Annotated in this window: 23 protein-coding genes; 12 read left to right on the forward strand and 11 right to left on the reverse strand. The window is 63.2% G+C overall.

The genetic code is table 11. The features are described 5' to 3' along the window. Positions 1-27: 27 nt before the first annotated feature. Both NPS46_RS03605 and nhaA read left to right on the forward strand, forming a co-directional pair. Positions 28-1641 (forward strand): NAD(P)/FAD-dependent oxidoreductase, encoded by a 1614-nt coding sequence (locus NPS46_RS03605; RefSeq protein WP_274105015.1) that lies wholly within the window; start codon positions 28-30, stop codon positions 1639-1641. Between the two features lie 249 nt (positions 1642-1890). Beyond that, positions 1891-3075 carry a Na+/H+ antiporter NhaA gene (gene nhaA / locus NPS46_RS03610; protein ID WP_274105016.1) on the forward strand — a complete coding sequence of 395 codons (1185 nt, stop codon included), beginning with the start codon at positions 1891-1893 and terminating at the stop codon, positions 3073-3075. An 89-nt stretch (positions 3076-3164) separates the two neighbouring features. On the opposite strand, the gene NPS46_RS03615 is transcribed toward nhaA, so the two are convergent. Further along, positions 3165-3629 (reverse strand): glycine zipper 2TM domain-containing protein, encoded by a 465-nt coding sequence (locus NPS46_RS03615; protein WP_274105017.1) that lies wholly within the window; start codon positions 3627-3629, stop codon positions 3165-3167. Between the two features lie 174 nt (positions 3630-3803). Between NPS46_RS03615 and NPS46_RS03620 the strand changes: the two genes are divergently transcribed. Further along, positions 3804-4085 carry a hypothetical protein gene (locus NPS46_RS03620; protein ID WP_274105018.1) on the forward strand — a complete coding sequence of 94 codons (282 nt, stop codon included), beginning with the start codon at positions 3804-3806 and terminating at the stop codon, positions 4083-4085. Here NPS46_RS03620 and pdxH read toward each other — a convergent pair. From pdxH to dinG, 5 genes are all read right to left on the reverse strand, one after another. After that, positions 4033-4680: a pyridoxamine 5'-phosphate oxidase gene (gene pdxH, locus NPS46_RS03625; protein ID WP_274105019.1), complete on the reverse strand. Its 648-nt coding sequence runs from the start codon at positions 4678-4680 to the stop codon at positions 4033-4035. The two genes, NPS46_RS03620 and pdxH, sit on opposite strands and share 53 nt — an antisense overlap. Positions 4681-4702: 22 nt before the next feature. Further along, positions 4703-5674 (reverse strand): OmpA family protein, encoded by a 972-nt coding sequence (locus tag NPS46_RS03630; RefSeq protein ID WP_274105020.1) that lies wholly within the window; start codon positions 5672-5674, stop codon positions 4703-4705. Between the two features lie 177 nt (positions 5675-5851). Beyond that, a complete protein-coding gene (locus tag NPS46_RS03635) occupies positions 5852-6997 on the reverse strand; it encodes a serine hydrolase domain-containing protein (RefSeq protein WP_274105021.1) in 1146 nt (381 codons plus the stop codon). Positions 6998-7146: 149 nt separating this feature from the next. Next, positions 7147-9486: a beta-galactosidase gene (locus NPS46_RS03640; RefSeq protein ID WP_274105022.1), complete on the reverse strand. Its 2340-nt coding sequence runs from the start codon at positions 9484-9486 to the stop codon at positions 7147-7149. A 97-nt stretch (positions 9487-9583) separates the two neighbouring features. Beyond that, positions 9584-11728, reverse strand: coding sequence for an ATP-dependent DNA helicase DinG (dinG, locus tag NPS46_RS03645; protein ID WP_274105023.1), 2145 nt, complete (start codon positions 11726-11728; stop codon positions 9584-9586). A 99-nt stretch (positions 11729-11827) separates the two neighbouring features. On the opposite strand from dinG, the gene NPS46_RS03650 reads away from it, so the two are divergent. Next, on the forward strand, positions 11828-12292 hold the full coding sequence (locus tag NPS46_RS03650) for a CopD family protein (protein WP_274105024.1): 465 nt from the start codon (positions 11828-11830) through the stop codon (positions 12290-12292). A 59-nt stretch (positions 12293-12351) separates the two neighbouring features. Here the strand turns inward: NPS46_RS03650 and NPS46_RS03655 are convergent, their stop codons facing one another. The 4 genes from NPS46_RS03655 to NPS46_RS03670 all read right to left on the reverse strand — a co-directional run bounded on the left by NPS46_RS03655 (position 12352) and on the right by NPS46_RS03670 (position 15028). Beyond that, entirely contained in the window at positions 12352-13110 is a 759-nt protein-coding gene (locus NPS46_RS03655) for a collagen-like protein (protein WP_274105025.1), read from the reverse strand. After that, positions 13103-13381, reverse strand: coding sequence for a DUF1145 domain-containing protein (locus NPS46_RS03660; protein ID WP_274105026.1), 279 nt, complete (start codon positions 13379-13381; stop codon positions 13103-13105). Before NPS46_RS03660 ends, NPS46_RS03655 begins: the two co-directional genes overlap by 8 nt. Before the next feature lie 137 nt (positions 13382-13518). Continuing rightward, on the reverse strand, positions 13519-14241 hold the full coding sequence (locus NPS46_RS03665) for an OmpA family protein (protein ID WP_274105027.1): 723 nt from the start codon (positions 14239-14241) through the stop codon (positions 13519-13521). A 91-nt stretch (positions 14242-14332) separates the two neighbouring features. Beyond that, entirely contained in the window at positions 14333-15028 is a 696-nt protein-coding gene (locus NPS46_RS03670; protein ID WP_274105028.1) for an OmpA family protein, read from the reverse strand. Positions 15029-15224: 196 nt separating this feature from the next. On the opposite strand from NPS46_RS03670, the gene NPS46_RS03675 reads away from it, so the two are divergent. The 3 genes from NPS46_RS03675 to NPS46_RS03685 all read left to right on the forward strand — a co-directional run bounded on the left by NPS46_RS03675 (position 15225) and on the right by NPS46_RS03685 (position 16857). Next, a complete protein-coding gene (locus tag NPS46_RS03675; protein WP_274105029.1) occupies positions 15225-15722 on the forward strand; it encodes a DUF6231 family protein in 498 nt (165 codons plus the stop codon). 5 nt (positions 15723-15727) lie between these two features. Further along, positions 15728-16225, forward strand: a complete 498-nt coding sequence (locus tag NPS46_RS03680; RefSeq protein WP_274105030.1) for a YchJ family protein — start codon at positions 15728-15730, stop codon at positions 16223-16225. Positions 16226-16365: 140 nt separating this feature from the next. Next, positions 16366-16857 carry a GNAT family N-acetyltransferase gene (locus tag NPS46_RS03685; protein ID WP_274105031.1) on the forward strand — a complete coding sequence of 164 codons (492 nt, stop codon included), beginning with the start codon at positions 16366-16368 and terminating at the stop codon, positions 16855-16857. A 7-nt stretch (positions 16858-16864) separates the two neighbouring features. Here NPS46_RS03685 and NPS46_RS03690 read toward each other — a convergent pair whose 3' ends face one another. Next, positions 16865-17386 carry a hypothetical protein gene (locus tag NPS46_RS03690; RefSeq protein WP_274105032.1) on the reverse strand — a complete coding sequence of 174 codons (522 nt, stop codon included), beginning with the start codon at positions 17384-17386 and terminating at the stop codon, positions 16865-16867. A gap of 109 nt (positions 17387-17495) precedes the next feature. Here NPS46_RS03690 and NPS46_RS03695 point away from each other — a divergent pair, with 109 nt between their 5' ends. The 5 genes from NPS46_RS03695 (at position 17496) to NPS46_RS03715 (ending at position 22741) form a co-directional block, all read left to right on the forward strand. Then, a complete protein-coding gene (locus tag NPS46_RS03695) occupies positions 17496-17981 on the forward strand; it encodes an LEA type 2 family protein (protein ID WP_274105033.1) in 486 nt (161 codons plus the stop codon). Between the two features lie 7 nt (positions 17982-17988). Then, on the forward strand, positions 17989-18195 hold the full coding sequence (locus NPS46_RS03700; protein ID WP_274105034.1) for an SEC-C metal-binding domain-containing protein: 207 nt from the start codon (positions 17989-17991) through the stop codon (positions 18193-18195). A 152-nt stretch (positions 18196-18347) separates the two neighbouring features. Further along, complete coding sequence (locus tag NPS46_RS03705; RefSeq protein ID WP_274105035.1) at positions 18348-18992, forward strand: glutathione binding-like protein; 645 nt, start codon at positions 18348-18350, stop codon at positions 18990-18992. A gap of 129 nt (positions 18993-19121) precedes the next feature. Beyond that, complete coding sequence (locus NPS46_RS03710) at positions 19122-21581, forward strand: penicillin acylase family protein (protein ID WP_274105036.1); 2460 nt, start codon at positions 19122-19124, stop codon at positions 21579-21581. Positions 21582-21958: 377 nt separating this feature from the next. Further along, the gene (locus NPS46_RS03715) at positions 21959-22741 is read left to right on the forward strand and encodes a transporter substrate-binding domain-containing protein (protein WP_274105037.1); all 783 of its coding nucleotides are present in this window, start codon (positions 21959-21961) and stop codon (positions 22739-22741) included. The last annotated feature ends 43 nt before the right edge of the window (positions 22742-22784 follow it).

A 22784-nucleotide genomic window follows, 5' to 3' on the forward strand; every position in this document is an offset into this window, starting at 1 on the left:
CTTGTGGCCCGCATACTGGACCCTGTCATGTTACGAATCACCGAACTCAAGCTGCCGATCGACCACCCCGAAGAAGACCTGCGCCCGGCCATCGTCCAGCGCCTGGGCATCGCCAGCGATGACCTGCTCGACTTCACGCTGTTCAAGCGCAGCTACGACGCGCGCAAGAAATCCTCCGAGCTGTGCTTTATCTACACCATCGACCTGAGTGCGAAAGACGAAGCGGCGCTGCTGAAGAAGTTCGCCGACGATCGCAACGTCAACCAGGCGCCGGATGTCAGCTACAAGGTGGTCGGCCAGGCGCCCAAGGACCTGGCCGAGCGCCCGATCGTCGTCGGCTTCGGCCCGTGCGGCATCTTTGCCGGCCTGCTGCTGGCCCAGATGGGCTTCAAGCCGATCATCCTCGAGCGCGGCCGCGAAGTACGCCAGCGCACCAAGGACACCTGGGGCCTGTGGCGCAAAAGCGTGCTCAACCCCGAGTCCAACGTGCAGTTCGGCGAAGGCGGGGCCGGGACCTTCTCCGACGGCAAGCTGTACAGCCAGATCAAGGACCCCAAGCACCAGGGCCGCAAAGTCCTGCATGAGTTCGTCAAGGCCGGTGCGCCGGACGAAATCCTCTATGTCAGCAAACCCCATATCGGCACCTTCCGCCTGACCGGCGTGGTCGAAAATATGCGCCAGCAGATCCAGGCCCTGGGCGGCGAAGTGCGTTTCGAGCAGCGCGTGACCGATGTGCTGATCGAAGACGGCCAGTTGACCGGCGTCGAGTTGGCCAGCGGCGAACAACTGCACTCACGCCACGTGGTCCTGGCACTGGGCCACAGCGCCCGCGACACCTTCCGCATGCTCCACAGCCGTGGCGTGTTTATGGAAGCCAAGCCGTTTTCGGTGGGTTTCCGGATCGAGCACCCGCAATCGCTGATCGACAGCGCACGCCTGGGCAAATACGCCGGCCACCCGAAACTGGGCGCCGCCGACTACAAGCTGGTGCACCACGCCAAGAATGGCCGCTCGGTCTACAGTTTCTGCATGTGCCCGGGCGGCACGGTGGTCGCGGCCACCTCGGAACCGAACCGGGTCGTGACCAATGGCATGAGCCAGTATTCGCGCAACGAGCGCAACGCCAACTCCGGGATCGTCGTCGGCATCACCCCGGAAGTCGACTATCCGGGCGGCCCGCTAGCCGGTATCGAATTGCAGGAGCGCCTGGAGTCCCACGCGTTCGTGCTCGGCGGTGGCAACTATGAAGCCCCGGCGCAACTGGTCGGCGACTTTATCGCCGGACGGCCTTCGACCGCCCTGGGCAGCGTCGAGCCGTCGTACAAACCCGGTGTCGCCCTGGGCGACCTGGCCCTGGCCCTGCCGGACTTTGCCATCGAGGCGATTCGTGAAGCGCTGCCGGCCTTCGAGCGCCAGATCAAGGGTTACTCACTGCACGACGCGGTCCTGACGGGGATCGAGACCCGCACGTCCTCGCCGCTGCGTATCACCCGTAATGAGTCCATGCAGAGCCTGAACGTCAAAGGCCTGTTCCCGGCCGGTGAAGGCGCAGGCTACGCCGGTGGCATCCTGTCGGCAGGCGTCGACGGTATCCGCATCGCCGAAGCCGTGGCCCGCGATATCCTCGGCCTCGAGGCCTGATCCCGCCGGTGATGCAGGCGCGAGTTGCCTCGCGATCTGAAATACGATCGCAAGGCAACTCGCTCCTGCAAACCCGACGTGCCCACCCGCTTCCACGCCGATAAAGACGCATCCAGATACATAACTGCTAGGCTTTTGCCTAGTCGGTTTTTTGCGCTTTCTTATAACAAAAAAGAATATAATTTTTGTTTTAACAACTAACCACACGGGTTAGGGTGTGCCATCTTTTGCCCCACTAGGAGAGCGAACTTGCCTCTGCGTAGCACATTTACCCGTTTCTTTCAGTTGGAGGCTGCCAGCGGCCTGCTCTTGATCGCCGCTGCCGCCCTGGCGCTGATCATCAACAACTCCCCTTTGTCCTACCTCTATAACGGCCTGCTGGACGTGCCCGTGGTGGCCCAGATCGGCGCACTGAAGATCGCCAAGCCGCTGCTGCTGTGGATCAACGATGGCTTGATGGCGCTGTTCTTCCTGCTGATCGGCCTGGAGGTCAAGCGCGAGGTGCTTGAAGGGCACCTGGCCAAGCCTTCGCAGATCGTGCTGCCGGGGGCCGCCGCCGTCGGCGGCATGGTGGTCCCGGCCCTGATCTACTGGTTTCTCAATAAAGACAATCCACTGGCCCTGAGCGGCTGGGCCATTCCCATGGCCACCGATATTGCCTTTGCCCTGGGTGTCCTGGCCCTGCTCGGCAAACGCGTACCGGTGTCCCTGAAGCTGTTTCTGATGACCCTGGCCATCATCGACGACCTGGGGGCGATCATCGTGATCGCGCTGTTCTATTCCCATGAATTGTCGACCCTCTCGCTGATGCTGGCGGGGGCCTGCCTAGTGGCCTTGATCGCGATGAACCGACTCGGCGTGGTCAAGCTCGGGCCGTACATGATCATCGGCCTGATCCTCTGGGTTTGCGTGCTCAAGAGCGGTGTCCATGCGACGCTGGCCGGTGTGACCCTGGCCTTCTGCATTCCCTTGCGCACACGCAATGCCGAGCCGTCTCCGGCCAGGGGCCTGGAGCACGCGCTGCATCCGTGGGTGGCCTATGGCATCCTGCCGTTGTTCGCCTTCGCCAATGCTGGCGTGTCCCTGGCAGGCGTCAACCTGGAGAGCTTCACCCACCACGTCCCGATGGGGATTGCTGCCGGCCTGTTGCTGGGCAAGACCGTTGGGGTGTTCGGCCTGACCTGGCTGGCGGTCAAGCTCGGCATCGCGGCACTGCCCAGCGGCGCCAACTGGGGCCAGGTCTTTGGCGTGGCGATTCTGTGCGGGATCGGTTTCACCATGAGTTTGTTCGTCGGCTCCCTGGCCTTTGTCCCGGGTAGCAGCGAATACGCCGGCATGGACCGCATGGGCATCCTGACCGGCTCGATCCTCGCCGCCGTCCTCGGCTACGCGATAACAGCCATGGCCAGCCGCAAGCCTGCCACGCTCTCGTAGCCTTAAACCGGCAAGCAGTAACTGGCGCTACAAAAACAAAACCCCGGTCAGGCAACTGACCGGGGTTTGTTGTTTTAACGCGAATTGAATCAGCGAGTGACGCGGCTGGTACCGTCGACGGTCATGATCCGGACACGGTCGCCGACGCGGAAAACTTCGTTCTCCTGCACCTGCTGGACATAGGCACGCATGCTGCCATCGTCTTCACGCACGGTGATTTCCACGCCCTGGGTCCGGGTCAGGCCTTCCTCGGTAGCCGAACCCAGCAGGCCGCCCGCGACTGCACCGATTACCGCGGTCACGATACTGCCGCGACCACCACCGATGGCACTGCCGCCCACGCCGCCGATCACCGCGCCGGCAGCACCGCCGATAGGGGTCTTGGTCCCTTCGATCTTCACTGGGCGCAGGGCTTCGATGGTGCCCATACGCACGGTCTGCACGCGACGGGCTTCATCACGCGAGTAGGAGTCGCCGGTCAGGTTCGAGGCACAGCCGCCGAGTAGCATCGCCATCGTGGTGAAGGTTGCAGCCAACAAAACAGATTTACGCATGGGAAGCACTCCAAAAAGACAGATATTCATTAGACTCTGCGCCTTGACCCCTGTCACGGCGCCGTCCGGATAAAGTGGTTTCATTCAGCCTGGGTACAGCCCAGGTTCGTCTCACGGCTCTTCACAAAGTAGCGGGTATTTTACCCGCCTGCCGCCTCGCAACAGGATCGCTCCATGGATTACTTCATCATTTTCATCACGACGGCCGCCGGCCTGTACTTCCACTGGTGGCTGTACGCACGGATCAAACGCTGGACGGATCGGGATCTGGCCTTGTCCTTCGCAGGAAACGATAGCGAAAAGAAAACGTTCATGCTCCAGTGCCTGGCCACTGCCCAGGCACAGAAGATCAAGCGCCGCGACCTGCCTCAATGGCTTGAGGCAGCCGCTGCGCAGTACACCGTCAAGGCGCCAGGCGCTCCCGAGACCAGTCACCGCCCTGCAACCGATAGTTGAGTCGATCGTGCAGACGGCTGGTGCGGCCCTGCCAGAACTCGATCCGTTCCGGTAGCAGGCGGTAGCCACCCCAGTGCTCGGGGCAATCGGGCTGGCTGTCGCTGAAACGCTGCTCGGTCGCCTTGAGCAGTTGCTCCAGCTCGGCCCGGTCAGCAATCACCCGGCTTTGCGGCGAGGCCCAAGCCCCCAGACGGCTGCCCAGCGGTCGGACCTGGTAATAAGCATCCGACTCCTGCGCCGTCACCTTGACCACCCGCCCTTCGATACGCACCTGGCGCTCCAGGGTCGGCCAGAAAAACGTCATGGCGGCAAAGGGCTGCGCCGCCAATTGTTCGCCCTTGGCACTTTGGTAGTTGGTAAAGAAGGTGAACCCCTGGGCATCCAGGCCCTTGAGCAGCAGGATCCGGCAGTGCGGCCGGCCTTGGCCGTCGACGGTGGCCAGGGTCATGGCGTTGGCTTCGACCGGTGGCTGCTCGGTCTTCACCGCATCGGCGAACCATTGATGGAACAACGCAAAGGGCTCTGCCGGGGCCTGGGCTTCGGTGAGGCCATCACGAATGTAGTCACGACGCATATCAGCCAGCGCTTGGGTCATGGCGATTTCCTTCTCTCAAAGATCAATTCTTGGCTTGAGCGCTCGCCACCGGTTTTTTCACCGGGGCCGCCACCTTCGCCGGTGCCGCCTTCTTGGCGGGCGCGGCCTTGACCGGCGGCTTTTTCACCGGAGTCTTGGCGGCAGGGGCCTTCTTGGTCGCTGCCGGCTTTTTCACCACTGGCGCTTTCTTGCCATTAGCCGCAGGGGCGACCGGCTTGGCGACCGGCTTGGCATCCTGTACCGCCACCAGGGTGACGGGCGCCGGGGCCGGAATGCTGTACTGGCTTAGCAGCGCAACCATGGTGCTCTGCGGGGTCAGCAGGATCTCTACCCGACGGTTCAACGCACGACCTTCGACACTGTCATTGGCCGCCCGTGGCATCACCGAACCCATGCCGCGCAGCATCAGGCGGTCACGTTGCAGACCGCTCAAACGGAAAATCGCGGCCACCGACTGGGCCCGGTCCTGGCTGAGTTTCTGGTTGGCCGGTTGGGTGCCGCTGCTGTCGGCGTGGCCGAGCACCAGCACCGCCGTCTTCGGGTCGCTCTCGACCAGCTTGGCGATCCGGCTGAAGGGCCCCAGGGTGACCGGCAGCAACATGGCCGGACGGTCCGGGTTGAACGAACCATCCACCGGCGCGGTAATCGCCAGCAGATTATCGCGACGCTCCAATTGCAGACGGCTGTCCTGGATCGCTACGCGAAGGCGCGGCTCGTAGTCATCGAGCCAGGCCTGGGTGATTTTCGGGTCGGGCATCGGCACGACGTTGACATCGCCGGCCTGGCCACCGCCAAACGGCCACCACCAATGGGTCACGGTACCGGCCTTGGCCACCGCGGGCGGCTTGGCCGCGATCGGCGCCGGCTCTGCCGATGGCTGCGAACTAAACGGCCACCACCAGTGGGAGGCCTGGGCTTCATTATTGTGTGGAGTCTGGGCGCAACCGCCAACGGCCAGACAGAGAGCCAAAACCAGGGACTTATTCGATGACATGGGACATCCACAAAATTGAAGTGAAAATGGCGGTAGGCGCGAGCATCGTCGCGATCCGTTTGCCCTCAAAAGATCACGAGCGAGCTCGCGCCTATAAAAAACAATCCGCCGGCATAAACAGTCGCTTTGAAAGCACAAGGGTCACAGGGTTCAAGTCTGTGATCCGACAAACAGTGTTTACAGACAGCCGGCCAGTACCCGCGCCAGTTGCTGTGCCCGTGGATCCATCAATACATAAGGCCCCAGGGTATTTGTCACGAAACCAAAGGCGACATCCTGTTCTGGATCAGCGAAACCGATGGAACCGCCCGCGCCCGGATGACCGAACGCCTTGGGCCCCAGACCAAAGGTCGCATTGGCGAGCGTCGGTTGATCGAGCATGCAACCCAGGCCAAAACGGGTGTCGGTCAGCAGGGTCTTGTCCGGCCCGAGGCTGTGCTCACGGGTCAGCTCGGCCAGCATCTCGGCTTCCAGCAGGCTGCCATCCAGCAGGCCGCTATAAAAACCGGCCAGGCTACGGGCATTGCCATGCCCATTCGCGGCGGGCTGCTGCATCCGCCGCCACTCGGGCTTGTTGGTGCTGGTCATGATCGAAGGCGGATTGGTGAACGCTCGGGTGCTCATCGCTGTGGGTTCGCGCAACGTCACCTGCAGCAGGCGCTGGGCCGCTGCATCGCCAGTATTACCCTTGCCCCGGGCGATGTGCGCCACGCGATAGAACTCCTCGTCCGCCAGCCCGACATGGAAATCCAGCCCCAGGGGCCGGGCGACCCGGGCCACAATGGATTCGCCAGGGCCACGGCCATCAGCCCGCCGTATCAACTCGCCAACCAGCCAGCCATAGGTGATCGCGGCATAGCCATGGCCCTGCCCCGGTGTCCACCAGGGCGCCTCGGCCGCCAGCGCATCGACCATGGTCTGCCACTGGTAAAGCGCCTCGGGCGGCAGTAGTTCGCGCAGCGCGGGCAGGCCCGCCTGATGGCACAGCAACTGGCGCAGGGTGACGCCTTCCTTGCCGGCCGCCGCGAACTCGGGCCAGTACCGCGCCACTGGAACATCGAGCTGCAACTTGCCTTCAGCCACCAGTTGCAGGGCCGTCACGGCGGTAAAGGTCTTGGTGCAAGAAAACAGGTTGGCGATCGTGTCGCTGTGCCAGGCCTCGTTGCCGTCCTTGTCGGCCGTGCCAGCCCAGAGGTCGACAACGGTATTGCCGCCAATCTGGATACACAGCGCGGCGCCGCGCTCCTGGGGGTTATCGAAGAGTGCGGCGAAGGCTTCGCGCACTGCCTCGAATTGAAGTTCGTAATGACCCTGAATCTGCACCCGCGACACTCCCCGCACTCGCTTTACCTACTGTGCCGGGCATTGTTCCAGTCACAGAGGCTTTTGGAAACATACGCAGGTCCGAAACCCTTCGCCACTCTGCACAGAACACCACGGCGCAACCGTGCGCCGTTATCGCTCAACGAAACTCAGTGGCCGTTGCCGGAGTGGCCACCGGCATGGCCACCAGCGGCTTTTTGCCCGCCAGCGCCTTCGGGAGTCTTCGGTGCAACCGCCTTCTCCCCGGCCGCGCGGGCTTTCTCGGCGGCCACGCTCAATTGCTCCAGGGCTTGCAGATTGCTTTTGCGTACGCTTTCGACAAAGCCCTGGAACGGCAGATCAGTGATACCCACCAGGCCGAAATGACCGTTCTCGCCATCGAGCAAACGCCCGCTGACCGGCTGATCGAGGTACTGGAACCAGTGCACGCCGACAATCGACGGCTCGGCCAATGCCGCCTTGAGGAAGTTGGCATAGGCCGGACCACGGTCCTCTTCCCGCGCCAGCTCGGTAACGCCACCCCAGAATGGCCCACGGTCACGAGTGCCGAAGTTGAACTCGGTAATCAGCACCGGCTTGTCCAGTGCCTGCAACTGGGCAAAGTCATAACCGTCCTGCGGGCGCAGGGTATAGAAGTTGAAACTCAGCACATCACAGAACTGCGCGCAGGACGCCACGGCCTGCGGCGAGCTGACGGCAAAGCGACCGCCCAGCAACAGATGGTGGGGCGCATGCCATTTCAGCGAGTCGGAAATGGTCTTGAAGTAGGTATCGGCATAGACCTTCTGGAAATACTTAAAGTCGGCCTCGATCTCCGGGTGCTCGGCATTGGGCAATGGCGGCTCGAAACCCGGGTCTTCCATCTGTTCCCAGGTCGGGATCTCGACACCCCAGGCCTTCGACAGGCCCTGCTGGTTGCGGTACTTGTCGCGCAACTGCTTGAGGAACGCCCGCTTGGCCGGTACATCGGTGGTCAGGCGCAGCGTGCCGTAGGCCAGGGCATAGCGGGCTTTCGGGTCATCACCGGGACCGGCCCAGGCCAGCTCGTTATCGGCGAAGTAGCCAATCAGCCAGGGATCGTCACGGTGATCCCGGGCCGCGATGGCCACGGCACGCTCGGTGGCCATGGCAAAGCGTGGGTCGAACGGATCGGGCATGCCGCCCCACCAGTCGGCTCCGGTGCTGATGCTCGCGTAGTCACCGACAATCGACAGCGGCAAGGTGTAGGGCATACGGTCGGCCTGGCCCAGGGCCTGATCGCTCCAGTTACCCAGGGTATTGAAGCCCCAGGCCTGCAGGCGGTCGAGGGTGTGGCCCTGCCAGCGCTTGGCATCAAAACCACTGAGGCACGACGCAACAGGGTCACCGGCCTTGGCCTCGGCACACGGTTGGGCGTAGGTACGTTGCAGGTTGGCGCCATAGAAATCGAACCAGCGGCCGCTATCGTAGTCACGGCCCTGGGTCGCGGCATTGCCGCTGTGGTGGTCGCCCTTGCCGTAGTAGCCGGCCAGCGGGCCGTTGTCAGCGGGCAGGTCGGTGAACATCCACTCACGCCCCTGGACGTAGGTCTGGCTGTTGTCGGCCGCGACGGTATTCACACCCAAGGAGTAAAACGGGTGGCCGGCGGGCGTGACCAGGTACCAACGGCCATCGCGTTTTTGCGTATGGAAAAACCCCGTGGCCTCGAATGCCGGGCCCTGGGTCCAGCCACCATAGGGGTCGCGCGGCGCCTTGCGGTACTCGCCCAGCCAGCCCTTGAGCTGTTGCTGCTCGCGAACATCAGCGGCCTTGAGCTGGTCGTCACTGGCCACTTTCTCCGGCCAGCGGGCCCGGGTCGACTGGCCATAACCATCGACCAGGCCGGCGTAGGCCGCCTGGGTCACGGCCTCGACATCCTGCACGCCAAAGCGCTCGAGCAGGATGCTTTGGGCGGCCTTGGGGCTGTCCATCGACAGCGTGACCGACACCACCTGGCTACGGTCGATTTCGCCGGTGCTGCTGGCCAGCAGCACGCGTTGGCCCTCGAACTGCATGGGCATGGGCGGCCCGGCACGCATGCCCTGGCTCAATGGCGAGCTGGCCAGCAGCGGTACCAGTAATGTCTGGGCCGGACCCGCCGGCAGATCGACCCGGCTGGTCAGGGTCTTGCCATCGTTACTCTGGATCGTGACGTTGAGCGTCAAGGCCCAGTTCATCGCACTCTGGATCCGCAGGCTCATGGCGCCGTTCTGGGACCAGTCCCAGGCACCGGTTTGCGGCGTCAGGCGCAACGTTGGCCGGACGGCCGGGTTGAAGACGATCCGACGCAGCACTTCACCCTCGGCCGTCTGCTCCGCATTGTATTGCGGCAGGCTGGCATCTTCGGTTGCCACCTGGACCACGTCGGCGGGCCGCACGAAGTTGAACAGCGTCTGCGGTGCTGCAGGCGCTGCCAGCAAAGGCGCACAAAACAACAGGGCAAGGGTGGCGGGCAATGTACGGCGAATCATATGGACCAGGTTCTCCCTAACGACCAGTAAATGGCCTGTGCGGCGCCAACGGCGCCCACGCATAGACAACGAATCAGGCGAATCCGCCTGCATCAAATCAAGAAATTTCCCGCCGGAAGGGCGGCAAGGCATTGAGGATAGCTTTTCCGTAGCGCTGGGTGACCAGTCGACGGTCCAGCAACGTGATGGTGCCGCGGTCGGCTTCGGTACGCAGCAGCCGGCCACAGGCCTGGACCAGCTTGAGCGAGGCATCCGGTACGGAGATTTCCATAAAGGGATTGCCACCGCGCGCCTCGATCCACTCGGCCAGCGCCGCCTCGACCGGATCGTCGGGCACCGAGAAGGGGATCTTGGCGATCACTACGTGCTCGCAATAAGCCCCGGGCAAATCGACGCCTTCAGCAAAACTGGCCAGCCCAAACAGCACGCTGGAGTCACCGCCGTCGACCCGGGCCTTGTGCTTGTTCAGGGTTTCCTGTTTCGACAGGTTGCCCTGGATAAACACCTGGCGGCGCCAGTCGCGGTCCAGACCGTCGAACACGTCCTGCATCTGCTTGCGCGAGGAAAACAGCACGAGCGTACCCTTCGAGCCTTCGACCAGCTCCGGCAGCTCGCGAATAATTGCCGCCGTATGCGCCGCGGCGTCACGCGGGTCGGCCTTGAGGTCCGGCACCCGCAACACGCCGGCATCGGCATGGTGGAAGGGGCTCGGGACCACGGCGGTAATGGCCTTTCTCGGCAGACCGGCGCGCATGCGGAAGCGGTCGAACGTCCCCAGGGCCGTCAGGGTCGCCGAGGTCACCAGGGCACCATAGGCGACATTCCACAGATTGCGCCGCAGCATCTCGGCCGCGAGGATCGGGCTGGCATTGACCTCGATATCGAACAACGCCCCGCTTTCCGCCAGGCTCAGCCAGCGTGCCATGGGGGGATTGTCCTCAGGGTCCTCGACGGTGAACGCGGTCCACAGCTCCCAGTTGCCCTGGGCCCGGGACAGCAGGCTGCCGAACAGCGGATACCATTCCTCGGCCTGGTTGCTGGCGATGCCGATATTGACCTCGCCATCCATGCCTTCCTTGAGCAGTTCAGTCAGGCGGGTAAAGACATCGGTCAGGCGCGAAAAACCCTTTTTCAGCTCGATGCCCATTTCGCGCATATGCTCAGGGACCACGCCACCCACAAAACGATGGCGCGGCCGCTCGCGGCCTTCGGTGTCTTCACCGGTCTTGAAGTCGGCCAATTGCTCGCACGCGGTAAACATGAACTGCTGCTGTGTCTTGATCTCGCGCGCCAGCTCGGGCACCTGCTCGATCAATTTCCCCAGGTCGCCCGGCAACGGGTGCTGGGCCAGCAACTTGGTCAGGTTCTTGGCGGTCTGTTCCAACCAGTCGGCGGTGGAACGCAGGCGGGTGTAATGGGCGAAATGGCCGATGGCCTTGTCTGGCAGGTGATGGCCTTCGTCGAACACATAGAGAGTATCGCGCGGGTCGGGCAATACCGCACCGCCGCCCAGGGCCAGGTCGGCCAGTACCATATCGTGGTTGGTGACGATCACGTCGACCTTGCCCATGCCTTCACGGGCCTTGTAGAAGGCGCATTGGCCGAAGTTCGGGCAATGGCGGTTGGTGCACTGGCTATGGTCGGTGGTCAGGCGGGCCCAGTCCTGGTCCTCCAGGGCCTGGGGCCAGCTGTCGCGGTCGCCGTCCCATTTATTGCCGGCGAGCTTTTCGATCATGCTGGTAAACAGCTTCTGACTGGCTTCATCGACCTCGATCTTGAAGCCTTCCTCCTCGAACAGCTGGGCGGTGGCGGTTTGCGCGTGGCCTTCCTGCAACAGCATGTCGAGCTTGGACAGGCACATGTAGCGCCCCCGGCCCTTGGCCAGGGCGAAGCTGAAGTTCAGCCCGCTGTTGCGCATCAGGTCCGGCAGGTCCTTGTAGACGATCTGTTCCTGCAGCGCCACGGTCGCAGTCGCGATCACCAGGCGCTTGCCGGCGGCCTTGGCTGTCGGGATCGCCGCCAGGCTGTAGGCCACGGTCTTGCCCGTACCGGTGCCCGCCTCGACCGCCACCACCGCAGGATCGCCACTGCGCCGACCTTCGTCGTCGGTATCGATATCGCCCAGGACCTTGGCCACTTCGGCAATCATCAACCGCTGGCCATAGCGTGGCTTGAGGCTCTTGGCTTCGAGAAAACGCGAGTAGGCGCCCTGGATCGTGGTTTTGAGTTCGGTGCTGATCATGAGTCTTCGGGCGCAAGAAACGCTGGATAAATTTTCAGTGGTTCGAATGGGCGGCTATCATAACCCGCCAATTCATCCTGCGCCGCACGGAGTACCCGAATGACCGCTTTTGCCCTCGCCTACACCTTCCATGTGCTTGCTGCCCTGGTCTGGGTCGGCGGCATGTTTTTCGCCTGGATGATCCTGCGCCCGGCCGCGATGGCCGCCCTGGAAGGCCCGGCCCGGCTGCAACTGTGGGTCGCGGTGTTCCAGCGGTTCTTTGTCTGGGTCTGGGTCGCGGTGGTGGTCCTGCCGGTCAGCGGCATTGGCCTGATGCAATTGCGCTTCAGCGGCTTCGAGACCGCGCCGCGCTATGTGCAGGTCATGATGGGGCTGTACATCGTGATGACGGCCCTGTTTATCCGCATCCAGGCCTTGAAACTGCCGGAGTTGCGCAAAACGGTGGAGGCCCAGGACTGGGCCAATGGTGCAGCGACACTGGCCGGGATTCGCCGCCTGGTCGGCATCAATCTGCTGGTGGGCCTGGTGCTGGTGGCCGTTGCGTCGGCGCGCCCGATGTTCTGAGACAATTTTGCAGCCGGTCGGCCCGCGAGCATCCATTCTCCTCGCAGGCCGACACGGTTTTACAAGCGTTGCACCGTCACCGAACCGGCCGGACCTTGCTCACCCGGCTGGCCCGCCAACCCGGCACGCCCGGCCTTACCGCCATCGGCACGATAGACCAGGCAACCTTTGGATTTGCCGCCCTCGCCCGGACGTCCTGCCACCCCGGCCACGCCGCCCACACCGCCATCGGCCAGCACCTTGATCTGTTCGACCGGATAGTCGTAGGGCACCTCTACGCGCACTTGCGCACCCGCCGCACCCGGATGGCCATTCCCCCCGTTGTCACCGTCGGCACCGCGCCCGGCCTGACCCCAGGTACAGCCCGGCGCCTGGCCATCGGCGCCATCGAGCCCGCTGTAGCCCGGCGCACCGGCGCCACCCCGACCGTCCACCGACAACTGGGCGGCTTGCAGGGACTCAATGCGTAACTCCAGGTTACGGCCCGGCAAGGCCGGCTTCAGGTAATTGCCCGGTGCACCGCGCGTATTGATCTGGCTGCCGCTGCCCAGTTCAGCATGGCGGACCTTCAATTGCAGCGCCTGCTCACTGGGCACAATGGTGATGCGCGCCTCATGCCCCAGCGACAGTTCGCCGATACTGACCTGACTGACCCCGGCCGGAATCAGCAAGGTGCCGTAGTCGGCAATCTCCAGGCGCTCGAGTTGCAGCACGCTGGTGTTACCCGGCAGGCGCATCAGGGAGTTGGCTTGGACACTCACCACTTCGGCAAAGGCCATCGGGCTGCACAAGGCTGCCAGCAAACACAAACTACGCATGGCGAGCCTCCTCGGACACGGCAACAGGCAGGGAATAAAGGTGGAACATGCCCAACAGCAGAATGTGCAGGCGGTCACGCCAGGGATGGGGGCGATCCTTGAGGCTGCCATTGAACAGCAGCAGTTCGAGCAGGTGGGTCAGCAGCAACAGGCTACCCGCCAAATTGACCAGCAAATGGAATGGATTGATCAACGGCTGGACCAGATTGACCAGCACCACCGACCAGAACAACAGCGTCAGGACCTTACCCAGCCCCCAGAACACCTTCATACGCCCCCCAATGTATTTTTTCTTTGGGCGCACAGTAACGTCTCGGGCAAGCGATTTGCCATAGCCCACTGAAAATTCCTCACCCTGGGCGTCGGTACGCCGTGGGATCGACGACATCCATCGATCCCACGGTGACGTCAACGACCGATATGCAGTTCCACTCGACGGTTCTGCGCCCGCCCTTCTTCAGTAGCGTTGTCGGCGACGGGCTGGCTTTCCCCCAGGCCCTGGCTGGTGAGTTTTTCCGGGGCCAAGCCCTGGCTCAATAGATAGGCGGCCACGCTACTGGCACGGCGTTCCGACAGTTTCTGGTTATAGGCATCCGAACCCTCGCTGTCGGTGTAGCCAATCACCTTGACGCTCAGCACGTCGGCGCTGCTCAGCTTGCCCATCAGGGCAGACAGCTCGCTGCGCGCCTGAGCGGTGAGTTCGGCCGAATCGAAGGCAAACAACACTTTGCCCTGGTCACTCAGGGTAATGACTTCCGTGCTGGGCTCTACCGGCTCGGCCTTGACCGTGGCCGGGTACTGCGGCAACGGGCAACCCGTATGGCTGACTGGCGTATTGGCCGGGGTATCGGGGCAACGATCGCGGCGGTCGAACACCCCGTCGCCGTCTTCATCGCCATCCTGGGCATAGCAGATCAGGCCACCGGCAAGGATCCCCAGCGCCGCACCGCCTGCCGCCCAACTACCGCTTTCGATAGCGCCCAGCCCACCCCCTACCAGGCCACCCAGCAGGCTGCAGACAGGCCACGTACGTTGATTGAGAGGGGCAGTGCCATCACTGGTTGTGGCGCAACCGCCCAACAGGCTGGCAAGTAACAGGACCGGCACGGCGGCCCGCGAGAGAACACGCATAAGAGGAGGCTCCTGTGAAACCGGACCATACCGGTCACACAGGAGTAAAGACCCCCGGCCGCGACTGCACAAGTCGCGGCCCGCAAGGGCTTCAGCGTTTTATATTGATTTCGGTACGGCGGTTGAGCGCACGTCCGTCGGCGGTTTTGTTGTCTGCGACCGGATGGCTCTCGCCGGCACCGCTGACCGAAACAAAGCTACTGCGCGGTACACCGCTCTGGATCAGGTACTCGACCACCGAATGGGCGCGTTTTTCCGAGAGTTTGAGGTTGTAGGCATCACTGCCGACGCTATCGGTATGGCCGGTCACCCGCAGTTGCGCGCTGGCATTTTCCTGCTTCAGGCGCGTGGCGATCATATCCAGCTTGGTTTTGTCGGCGGCTGTCAGCTTGGCCGAGTCGAATTCGAAGTGCACATCGCGCACCACAATGGTTTCTTCCTTGACCACCACCACTTCTTCGATCACAGCGACCGGCACCGGTGGCGGGCAACCATTGGCATCAACCGGGGTGCCCTTCGGCGTGCCCGGGCACTTGTCACGGCTGTCCGGCACGCCATCGCCGTCTTCATCGCCATCACCGTGCACCCAGCAATAGGCCGCCGCGAAGCCGGCGCCGATCAAGGCGCCACCGCCCGCCCAGGCCGAGCTTTCGATAGCGCCCAGTGCCGCGCCACCCACACCCCCGACAGCGGCACAGGTCGGCCAGTCGGTTTTCTGCAAACCTGCGCAACCAGTCAACACACTGGTCAGCAGCACCAAGGGTAATGCCGTGCGAACTATGCTCATCGTGGTTTTCTCCTGAAGGGTATCGGTATGCACCCGACGCCCTGGGAGTAAAGACCCGCCTGCTAATCTCCGCCAGCAATAGGCCATCTATGCGCTGGAAGAAAGATCGCCAGCGATCCCGGCATTTTCCCGCGCGATGCTCTAGGCCAAGGCGCGTGGGCGCGCTAGTCTTGGTGGTTCTGATTGAGGACTATCGATGACCCCTGGCCTTTCTTCGCGTACCCCCCAGCAAGCCCTCGCGGCGCTGCTCGATCGCTACGCCCCGCAGACGCTGCTGCTGGTCGGCGCCGACAGCTTTCCGGCCCTGGACGCCTTTGCGGCGGCGCACCCCGGCACCCAGATTGCCAAGGCCTTGCCAGGCCCCCTGCCCGCCGACCTGGCGGCACGACGCTTCGACCTCGCCCTGGTGGTCGATTGCCTCGAACACCTGCCCAAGCGCGATGGCCTGCAACTGCTGGGCGGCATTCGTAACCTAAATGCCAGCCGGATCGCCGTGCTGGCCGATCTCTCGGCCTGCGGCTGGCAGGACACCGATTTCTTCTCGCTGGCCCTGCAAAGCAACGAACGCTTCCAGCGAGACGCGCAGGTGCTGACCCTCTTTACCTACGATCTGCGCGAGTACAAGCAGGTGCCGGACTGGCTCAACGCCAAGTTCTGGGCCAACCCGCAGAACTTTGGCAAATACTGGTGGTGACCCCCATGAGTGCATCCATCTGCCCCTGCGGCAGCGGCAACCTGCTCGACGCCTGCTGCGGCCGCTATCACACCGGCCATCCCGCCCCCTGTGCCCAAGCCTTGATGCGCTCGCGCTACAGCGCCTATGTGCTGGGCCTGATCGACTATCTCGTGGCCACCACCCTGCCGGCCCAGCAGGCCGGGCTCGATCGCCAGTCCATCGCCGACTGGAGTGCGCGCAGCACCTGGCTCGGGCTTGAGGTGGAGAGTTCACAGGTGCTCGGCGGCCAACCCGAGCACGCCTTTGTGACCTTTACCGCACGCTGGCACGACAGCCAGGGCGAGCACAGCCATCGCGAGCGCTCGTCCTTCGTGCAGAACGCCGGGCGCTGGTACTTTATCGACCCGACCGTGCCCCTCAAGGTCGGGCGCAACGATGCCTGCCCCTGCGCCAGCGGACAGAAATTCAAAAAATGCTGCTCCGGCTATTTCCAGGCCGAGAGCAGCACGGCGACAGCCTAGTCGGCCAGCGCCCGGACGTTGCTCCAGCCGGTAACGGGGCTCCGTTTACCCCGCCAGTACGTGCTCACGCATTCGGCGATGCACTACCACACGCTTCATCTGCCTCCGCACTAGCGCTCCTCCAGAGATCAGAAACCGAAATGCCCACGCTCAGCTTTCGCCACCCCACCCCCTCCGACGCCAGCCCCTGCTATCAGATAGAAATTGGCGCCTATGAGGGCGATGAAGCGGCCACCCAGGAAAAAATCGCCACGCGCATTGCCCAGTACCCGCAGGGTTTCCTGATCCTGGAGGTCGATGGCAAGACTGCGGGCTTTATCAACAGCGGCTGCGCCCATCAGGTGCAGATGGCGGATGAGGCCTTCAAAGAACTGGTGGGGCATACGGCGGATGCACCGAATGTGGTGATCATGTCCGTGGTGATCGACCCGGCCTACCAGGGCCGAGGCTACTCGACACGCCTGATGGAAGCCTTTGTCGCGCTCATGACGGCATCGGGCAAGCAGACGATCCACTTGATGTGCAAGGAGCAGCACGTCGAGTTGTACCGCCGGATGGGCTATCGCTATGTCCAGCCGTCCTCATCCGACCACGGCAGCATGGCCTGGCACGAGATGGTCATGGCGATCTAGGTGGCGCTCAGACCAGCTTGATGTGTGCGGTATCGGGAGCCGGTGGCGCGGGGGGCGCAACCTGCTGCCCCAGGTCGCTGCCCGGCGGCGCCAGGCTGAGCGCGGATAGATCCAGTGCGGGTGCCTGCGGCGGCTCAGGCGGGTCCTGCAAATCGCTGCCCGGCTCGGCAAGGTCATAATTGGGCGCATCCACGGCACTGAACGCCGCCATGTAAACGTCCCGGGGCTCCACCTCAAGCCGGCTTTGCTCCGTGCCGCCATCGCCCGGCAGGGCGGTCATTTCGATTTCTTCGACGTCCAGCACCATGGGCACCACGCTGACCTGAGCACCCGCCCGCTCAAGCGTGGCGCGATACTTATGCGCCTCGGCACGCTCAAGATTACTCTTCAATACCCAGCGCCGGCCGGAGAACAACAGGGCCAGGCGCTGCTCGTCGGCCTGGAACAGGCGCGCCAGGTTGTCCCGGACCAGCTCGACCTGCGCCCCGGGCAGGACCTCTCCGTTAAAGACAATTTCGTACAGTTCCATAGACCGGCTCCTGGCTGGCGCAGCGACCCGAAGAGTATGGCCCAGCCTGACTTTCCCTCACAGCCCTTACGCCTGCTTGCTAGACTCGCGGCTTGGCCGGAGGAACACCATGCACCCACGGATACGGATATTGCCCACCCTGGGCCTGCTCTCGGCGCTCCTGCTGTCAGGCTGCAGTGCCTGGCTCACGGCCGGCCCGCAGGATCCTGGCGTGCACCTGGTCAAGGTCGAGGTGGTCAAGGCCAGACTGCTTGAGCAACGCTTCAACCTGAGCTTTCGGATCGACAACCCCAACGACACGGACCTGACCGTGCGCGGCCTGCGCTTTCGCCTTCTGCTCGAAGACATGCTCCTGAGCGAGGACCGCTCGACTCAATGGCTGACCGTACCCGCCCATAGCCAGGGCTATTTCACCGTGCCGGTGCGCACCAACCTGTGGCGACACGCGAGCAGCGTCGTCAAACGCCTGGAAAAATTCGACCAACCGATGCACTACCGGCTCGAAGGCACGCTCGAAACCGGATTATTCATCGGCTATGACGTGCACGTGATGCGTAATGGCGAGATAATTCCCGGCGATCTTATTCCGGAGTGATTCCAGCATGACCCAGCAACCCCATGTCCATGGCCCCGACTGCAACCACGATCATGACCACCACGCGCATGATCACGACCATGGCCATGTCCACGGTCCCCATTGCGGTCACGCTCACCAGGAGCCGGTGCGCAACGCCTTGAAAGACGTCGGCCGCAACGACCCCTGCCCGTGCGGCAGCAGCAAGAAATTCAAGAAATGCCACGGCGCGTGATGCAACGCTCGTAGGAAAACGGCCTGCCTTGTGCAGGCCGTTTTGCTTTCAGGCTTCCACCCAGGCGGCAATTAGGGGTAAAACTGGCGAAGCCCGATGAGCTGGGACAAGCCCTAGCCAGCCGCTCAAAGCCCCCCTACCTGGAGCGCTCCATGATCGATCTGTATTACTGGACCACCCCCAACGGCCACAAGATCTCCCTGTTTCTCGAAGAAGCCGGCCTGCCTTACACGATGCACCCGGTGAATATCGGCCAGGGCGAGCAGTTCAAGCCTGACTTTCTGAAAATCGCCCCGAACAACCGCATCCCGGCCATTGTCGACCAACAGCCCGCCGATGGTGGCGCACCGCTGTCGCTGTTCGAATCCGGCGCAATCTTGCTGTACCTCGCCGAGAAAACCGGGCAGTTCCTGCCCAAGGACCTGCGCGGTCGCCAGGAAGCCCTGCAATGGCTGTTCTGGCAGATGGGCGGGCTCGGGCCGATGGCCGGGCAGAACCATCATTTCAGCCAATTCGCCCCCGAGAAGATTCCCTACGCGATCAAACGCTATGTCGACGAAACCGCACGGCTCTATGGTGTGCTCGACCGGCGCCTGGCCGACCGCAATTTTGTCGCCGGCAGCGAGTACAGCATTGCCGATATGGCGATCTATCCCTGGATCGTTTCACATCAATGGCAAAGCCAGAACCTGGCGGACTTCCCCCACGTAGAGCGCTGGTTCAACAGCATCAAGCAGCGCCCGGCCACCGAGCGCGCCTACGCCTGGGTCGCGAAGATCAACCCGCCCAAATCCTGACGCCTTTACATGGCAAGCCGGCGACACGCGGGCCACCGCGCGAAATAACACGTCGCCCGCTTGCGTGTCGGCAGCGCCCTGACTAACGTAGCGCCTTTACTGACGCTACCCCCCCGCAGGAGCTTTGCCATGGCCTCGCCAGCCCTCTTTCATTACATCCCCCGGTTCGGCGTTGCCGCGGCAGTGGTCGGCTTTCTGGGCCTGGCCGGTTGCCAGTCCTGGAATGCACAAAGCACCCTGGTGCCCACCACCGGCGTGCAGCCACTCAAGGGCCTGGCCCAGAATGTGTCCGTGCGACGTAACGCACTCGGCATGCCGCTGATTGAAAGCAACAGCTTCCACGACGCCCTGTTCACCCTGGGCTACGTGCATGCCAGCGACCGGATCGGGCAAATGGTCGGTATGCGCCTGCTGGCCCAGGGCCGCCTGGCAGAAATGAACGGTGCCGAGGCGCTGGATACCGACCGTTTCATGCGCGCGGTCAACCTGAAAAAGAGCGCCGGCGAGCTGTATAACGCGTCGTCACCAAGGCTCAAGCGCTTCTTCGAAGTGTATGCGCGCGGGGTTAACGCCTACCTGTTCCGCTACCGCGACAAACTGCCGGCCGACCTGGCCCGTACTGGCTACAAACCCGAGTACTGGAAACCCGAAGACTCGGCGTTGATCTTCTGCCTGCTCAGCTTCAGCCAGTCGGCCAACCTGCAACAGGAACTGGCCGGATTGGTGCTAGCGCAGAAAGTCGGGACCGACAAGCTGGCCTGGCTGCTGCCGGGCTACCCGAACGACCCCCTGCCCTTTGCCGAAACGGACAAGCTCAAAGGCCTCAGTCTGGGGCCGCAAGCCGCCTCCATCGAAGCCCTGGACCAAGTGATCGGCCAGATCAACCGACTGAACCTGCTGGCCGCTCCAGCCTCGACCAACTGGGCCATTGCCCCGGCCCGTAGCCGAAGCGGCAAGAGCCTCCTGGCCAACGATCTGCAACAAGCGCCTCTGCAGCCCTCGGCCTGGAACTACGTGCAGATCCACGCGCCGAAATACCAGGCCGCAGGTGTTTCCGTCGCCGGCCTGCCCATGGTGCTGTCCGGCTTCAATGGCAAGGTTGCCTGGAGCCTCGCAGCAGTCATGGGCGATAACCAGGACCTGTTCCTGGAAAAACTCAAGCGCGAAGGCAGCCGCCTGATGGTCCAGGCCGATGGCCGATGGCAGCCGGCCGCCGTGCGTAACGAGACCTACTTCATCAAGGGCCAGCGGCCGATTCGTGAAGCCCTCTATGAAACCCGCCACGGACCGCTGCTCAACAGCGCCGCGGTCAACCCGACGCAGGCCCTGGGCAACACATTCGGCCTGGCCCTGCAGACGCCGGACTTCAAGGACGACCGCAGCCTCGATGCTTTCTTCGACCTGAGTCGCGCGCAGAATATCGAGAAGGCCTCGGACGCAACCCGGGAAATCCGCGCCATTGCCCTGAACATGGTCTTTGCCGACACCAGCAATATCGGCTGGCAGGTCACCGGCCGCTTCCCCAACCGCCGTGAAGGCCAGGGCCTGCTGCCATCACCGGGCTGGGACAGTCGCTATGACTGGGACGGCTATGCCGACCCCATGCTCCACCCCTACGACCAGGACCCGGCCCAGGGCTGGCTGGGCACTGCCAACCAGCGCATCGTGCCCCCCGGTTACGGCATGCAACTGTCCAATTCCTGGTCCGCCCCCGAGCGCGGCGAGCGTCTGGCCCAGTTGGCGGGTGCCGGCAAGCACGACAGTCGCAGCCTGATCGCGATGCAGTACGACCAGACCACGCTGTTCGCCGCCAAGCTCAAGGCCATGTTCGAAGCCCCGGGCATGGCCCAGCCACTCAAGGCCGCCATCGATGCCCTGCCGGACATCGAGCGCGCCAAGGCTCGTGAAGCCTTTACCCGGTTGATGGCGTTCGACGGTCGCCTAAGCCCGGTGTCTGCCGATGCGGCACTGTATGAACTGTTCCTACAGGAAAGTGCCAAGCAGATCTTCCTCGACACGCTCGGTCCGGCCACCAGCCCGGCCTGGCAAGCGCTGGTGGCCAATGCCGGGGTGTCCTACTCGGCCCAGGCCGACCATCTGCTCGGCCGTGACGACAGCCCATTCTGGGATAACCCGCGCACAGCCGCCAAGGAAGACAAGCCAGCCGTCCTGGCCCGCAGCCTGGCCGCCGCGATCAGCGCAGGCGACAGCCAACTGGGCGCCGACCGCAAGGCTTGGCAATGGGGCAAATTGCACAGTACCCAGTGGCGTGGAAATACCGGCCAAAACCTGCGCACAGCCCTGGCCAGCGGTGGCGATCACAACACCCTCAATACCGCCGCCTATGCCTGGGGCCAGGACTTTGCCACGACCCAGCTGCCGGTCATGCGCCTGATCGTCGACTTTGGCCAGAGCGAACCCTTGATGGGGCTGGGTGCCGCCGGCCAGTCCGGCAACCCGGCGAGCCCGTACTACGCCAATGGCCTCGACGCCTGGCTGAAGGCGCAGTACATCAGCTTCCCGATGCAGCCGCAGAACTTCGAGCGCGTCTATGGCAAGGCCCGTCTGACCCTGGTCCCCGGCAAGTGAACACAGCGGCTACAGGCCCATCCTGTAGCCGCTGCCACCAGGCTGCGCACGACATGAGCGCAGCACCGAGGCCTTGCGCTTTCCCCGCCGGCCCTCGCGCCCACTGCTACATAACGCTACGCCGGGATGTGAAGCCCGCACCCACACAGGCCTGAGCGCCTACGCGTAATGGCACCAAGACGAGCAAAGTGCCTGCCCCGACCTGGTGCGCCCAACCTGCCGCCCTGCACTGCCATGCCGCTCATTCGTCCCGCACAGCCCATTAAAACGCCTGTTCGGGACTGTGGTTCGCAAATTGCTAACCTCCTAAAGTCATACGCGTTTTCCTACGCGTATCTACGCGCCTCAGCGCTTACATTGGCCTTAGGGATTAAAGAATGAAAAAAGCATTGCTGACCCTTTCCGCACTCGCGTTGTGCATGGCTGCCGGCTCGGCCTTGGCCAAGGAATACAAGGAGCTGCGTTTCGGCGTCGATCCGTCCTATGCCCCCTTTGAATCCAAAGCCCCCGATGGCAGCCTGATCGGGTTCGATATCGACCTGGGCAATGCGATCTGCGCCGAACTCAAGGTCAAGTGCAAGTGGGTCGAAAGCGATTTCGACGGCATGATCCCGGGCCTGAAGGCCAACAAGTTCGACGGGGTGATTTCGTCCATGACCGTGACCCCGGCACGGGAGAAAGTCATCGATTTCTCCAACGAGCTGTTCTCCGGCCCGACGTCATTTGTCTTCAAGAAAGGCTCCGGCCTGAGCGAGGCCACCGAATCGCTCAAGGGCAAGACCGTCGGTTATGAACAGGGCACCATCCAGGAAGCCTATGCCAAGGCGGTGCTGGACAAGGCCGGCGTCAAGACCCAGGCCTACCAGAATCAGGATCAGGTTTATGCCGACCTGGTGTCTGGCCGACTCGATGCCTCGATCCAGGACATGCTGCAGGCCGAGCTGGGCTTTCTCAAGTCGCCCCAGGGCGCGGATTTCGAGGTCAGCAAGCAGGTAGACAGCGACATGCTGCCGGCCAAAATCGCCATCGGCATCGCCAAGGGCAACAAGGACCTGAAGACGTTGCTGGATAAGGGCATCAAGGCACTGCATGACGACGGCACCTACGCCGCGATCCAGAAAAAACACTTTGGCGACCTGAACCTCTACAGCGGTCAGTAAGCCCACGGCGCCTGCCCCTGGGCAGGCGCCTTTTCCATTGCCA

The organism is Pseudomonas putida (assembly GCF_028682395.1).
Lineage (GTDB): Bacteria > Pseudomonadota > Gammaproteobacteria > Pseudomonadales > Pseudomonadaceae > Aquipseudomonas > Aquipseudomonas putida_AB.

Excerpts from the sequence above, each read along its gene's own strand:
- NPS46_RS03605 (WP_274105015.1), top strand. The coding sequence starts at position 28 with ATGTTACGAATCACCGAACTCAAGCTGCCGATCGACCACCCCGAAGAA.
- NPS46_RS03615 (WP_274105017.1), bottom strand. The coding sequence starts at position 3,629 with ATGCGTAAATCTGTTTTGTTGGCTGCAACCTTCACCACGATGGCGATG.
- NPS46_RS03620 (WP_274105018.1), top strand. The coding sequence starts at position 3,804 with ATGGATTACTTCATCATTTTCATCACGACGGCCGCCGGCCTGTACTTC.
- pdxH (WP_274105019.1), bottom strand. The coding sequence starts at position 4,680 with ATGACCCAAGCGCTGGCTGATATGCGTCGTGACTACATTCGTGATGGC.
- NPS46_RS03630 (WP_274105020.1), bottom strand. The coding sequence starts at position 5,674 with ATGTCATCGAATAAGTCCCTGGTTTTGGCTCTCTGTCTGGCCGTTGGC.
- NPS46_RS03640 (WP_274105022.1), bottom strand. The coding sequence starts at position 9,486 with ATGATTCGCCGTACATTGCCCGCCACCCTTGCCCTGTTGTTTTGTGCG.
- dinG (WP_274105023.1), bottom strand. The coding sequence starts at position 11,728 with ATGATCAGCACCGAACTCAAAACCACGATCCAGGGCGCCTACTCGCGT.
- NPS46_RS03650 (WP_274105024.1), top strand. The coding sequence starts at position 11,828 with ATGACCGCTTTTGCCCTCGCCTACACCTTCCATGTGCTTGCTGCCCTG.
- NPS46_RS03655 (WP_274105025.1), bottom strand. The coding sequence starts at position 13,110 with ATGCGTAGTTTGTGTTTGCTGGCAGCCTTGTGCAGCCCGATGGCCTTT.
- NPS46_RS03660 (WP_274105026.1), bottom strand. The coding sequence starts at position 13,381 with ATGAAGGTGTTCTGGGGGCTGGGTAAGGTCCTGACGCTGTTGTTCTGG.
- NPS46_RS03665 (WP_274105027.1), bottom strand. The coding sequence starts at position 14,241 with ATGCGTGTTCTCTCGCGGGCCGCCGTGCCGGTCCTGTTACTTGCCAGC.
- NPS46_RS03670 (WP_274105028.1), bottom strand. The coding sequence starts at position 15,028 with ATGAGCATAGTTCGCACGGCATTACCCTTGGTGCTGCTGACCAGTGTG.
- NPS46_RS03675 (WP_274105029.1), top strand. The coding sequence starts at position 15,225 with ATGACCCCTGGCCTTTCTTCGCGTACCCCCCAGCAAGCCCTCGCGGCG.
- NPS46_RS03680 (WP_274105030.1), top strand. The coding sequence starts at position 15,728 with ATGAGTGCATCCATCTGCCCCTGCGGCAGCGGCAACCTGCTCGACGCC.
- NPS46_RS03685 (WP_274105031.1), top strand. The coding sequence starts at position 16,366 with ATGCCCACGCTCAGCTTTCGCCACCCCACCCCCTCCGACGCCAGCCCC.
- NPS46_RS03690 (WP_274105032.1), bottom strand. The coding sequence starts at position 17,386 with ATGGAACTGTACGAAATTGTCTTTAACGGAGAGGTCCTGCCCGGGGCG.
- NPS46_RS03695 (WP_274105033.1), top strand. The coding sequence starts at position 17,496 with ATGCACCCACGGATACGGATATTGCCCACCCTGGGCCTGCTCTCGGCG.
- NPS46_RS03700 (WP_274105034.1), top strand. The coding sequence starts at position 17,989 with ATGACCCAGCAACCCCATGTCCATGGCCCCGACTGCAACCACGATCAT.
- NPS46_RS03705 (WP_274105035.1), top strand. The coding sequence starts at position 18,348 with ATGATCGATCTGTATTACTGGACCACCCCCAACGGCCACAAGATCTCC.
- NPS46_RS03710 (WP_274105036.1), top strand. The coding sequence starts at position 19,122 with ATGGCCTCGCCAGCCCTCTTTCATTACATCCCCCGGTTCGGCGTTGCC.
- NPS46_RS03715 (WP_274105037.1), top strand. The coding sequence starts at position 21,959 with ATGAAAAAAGCATTGCTGACCCTTTCCGCACTCGCGTTGTGCATGGCT.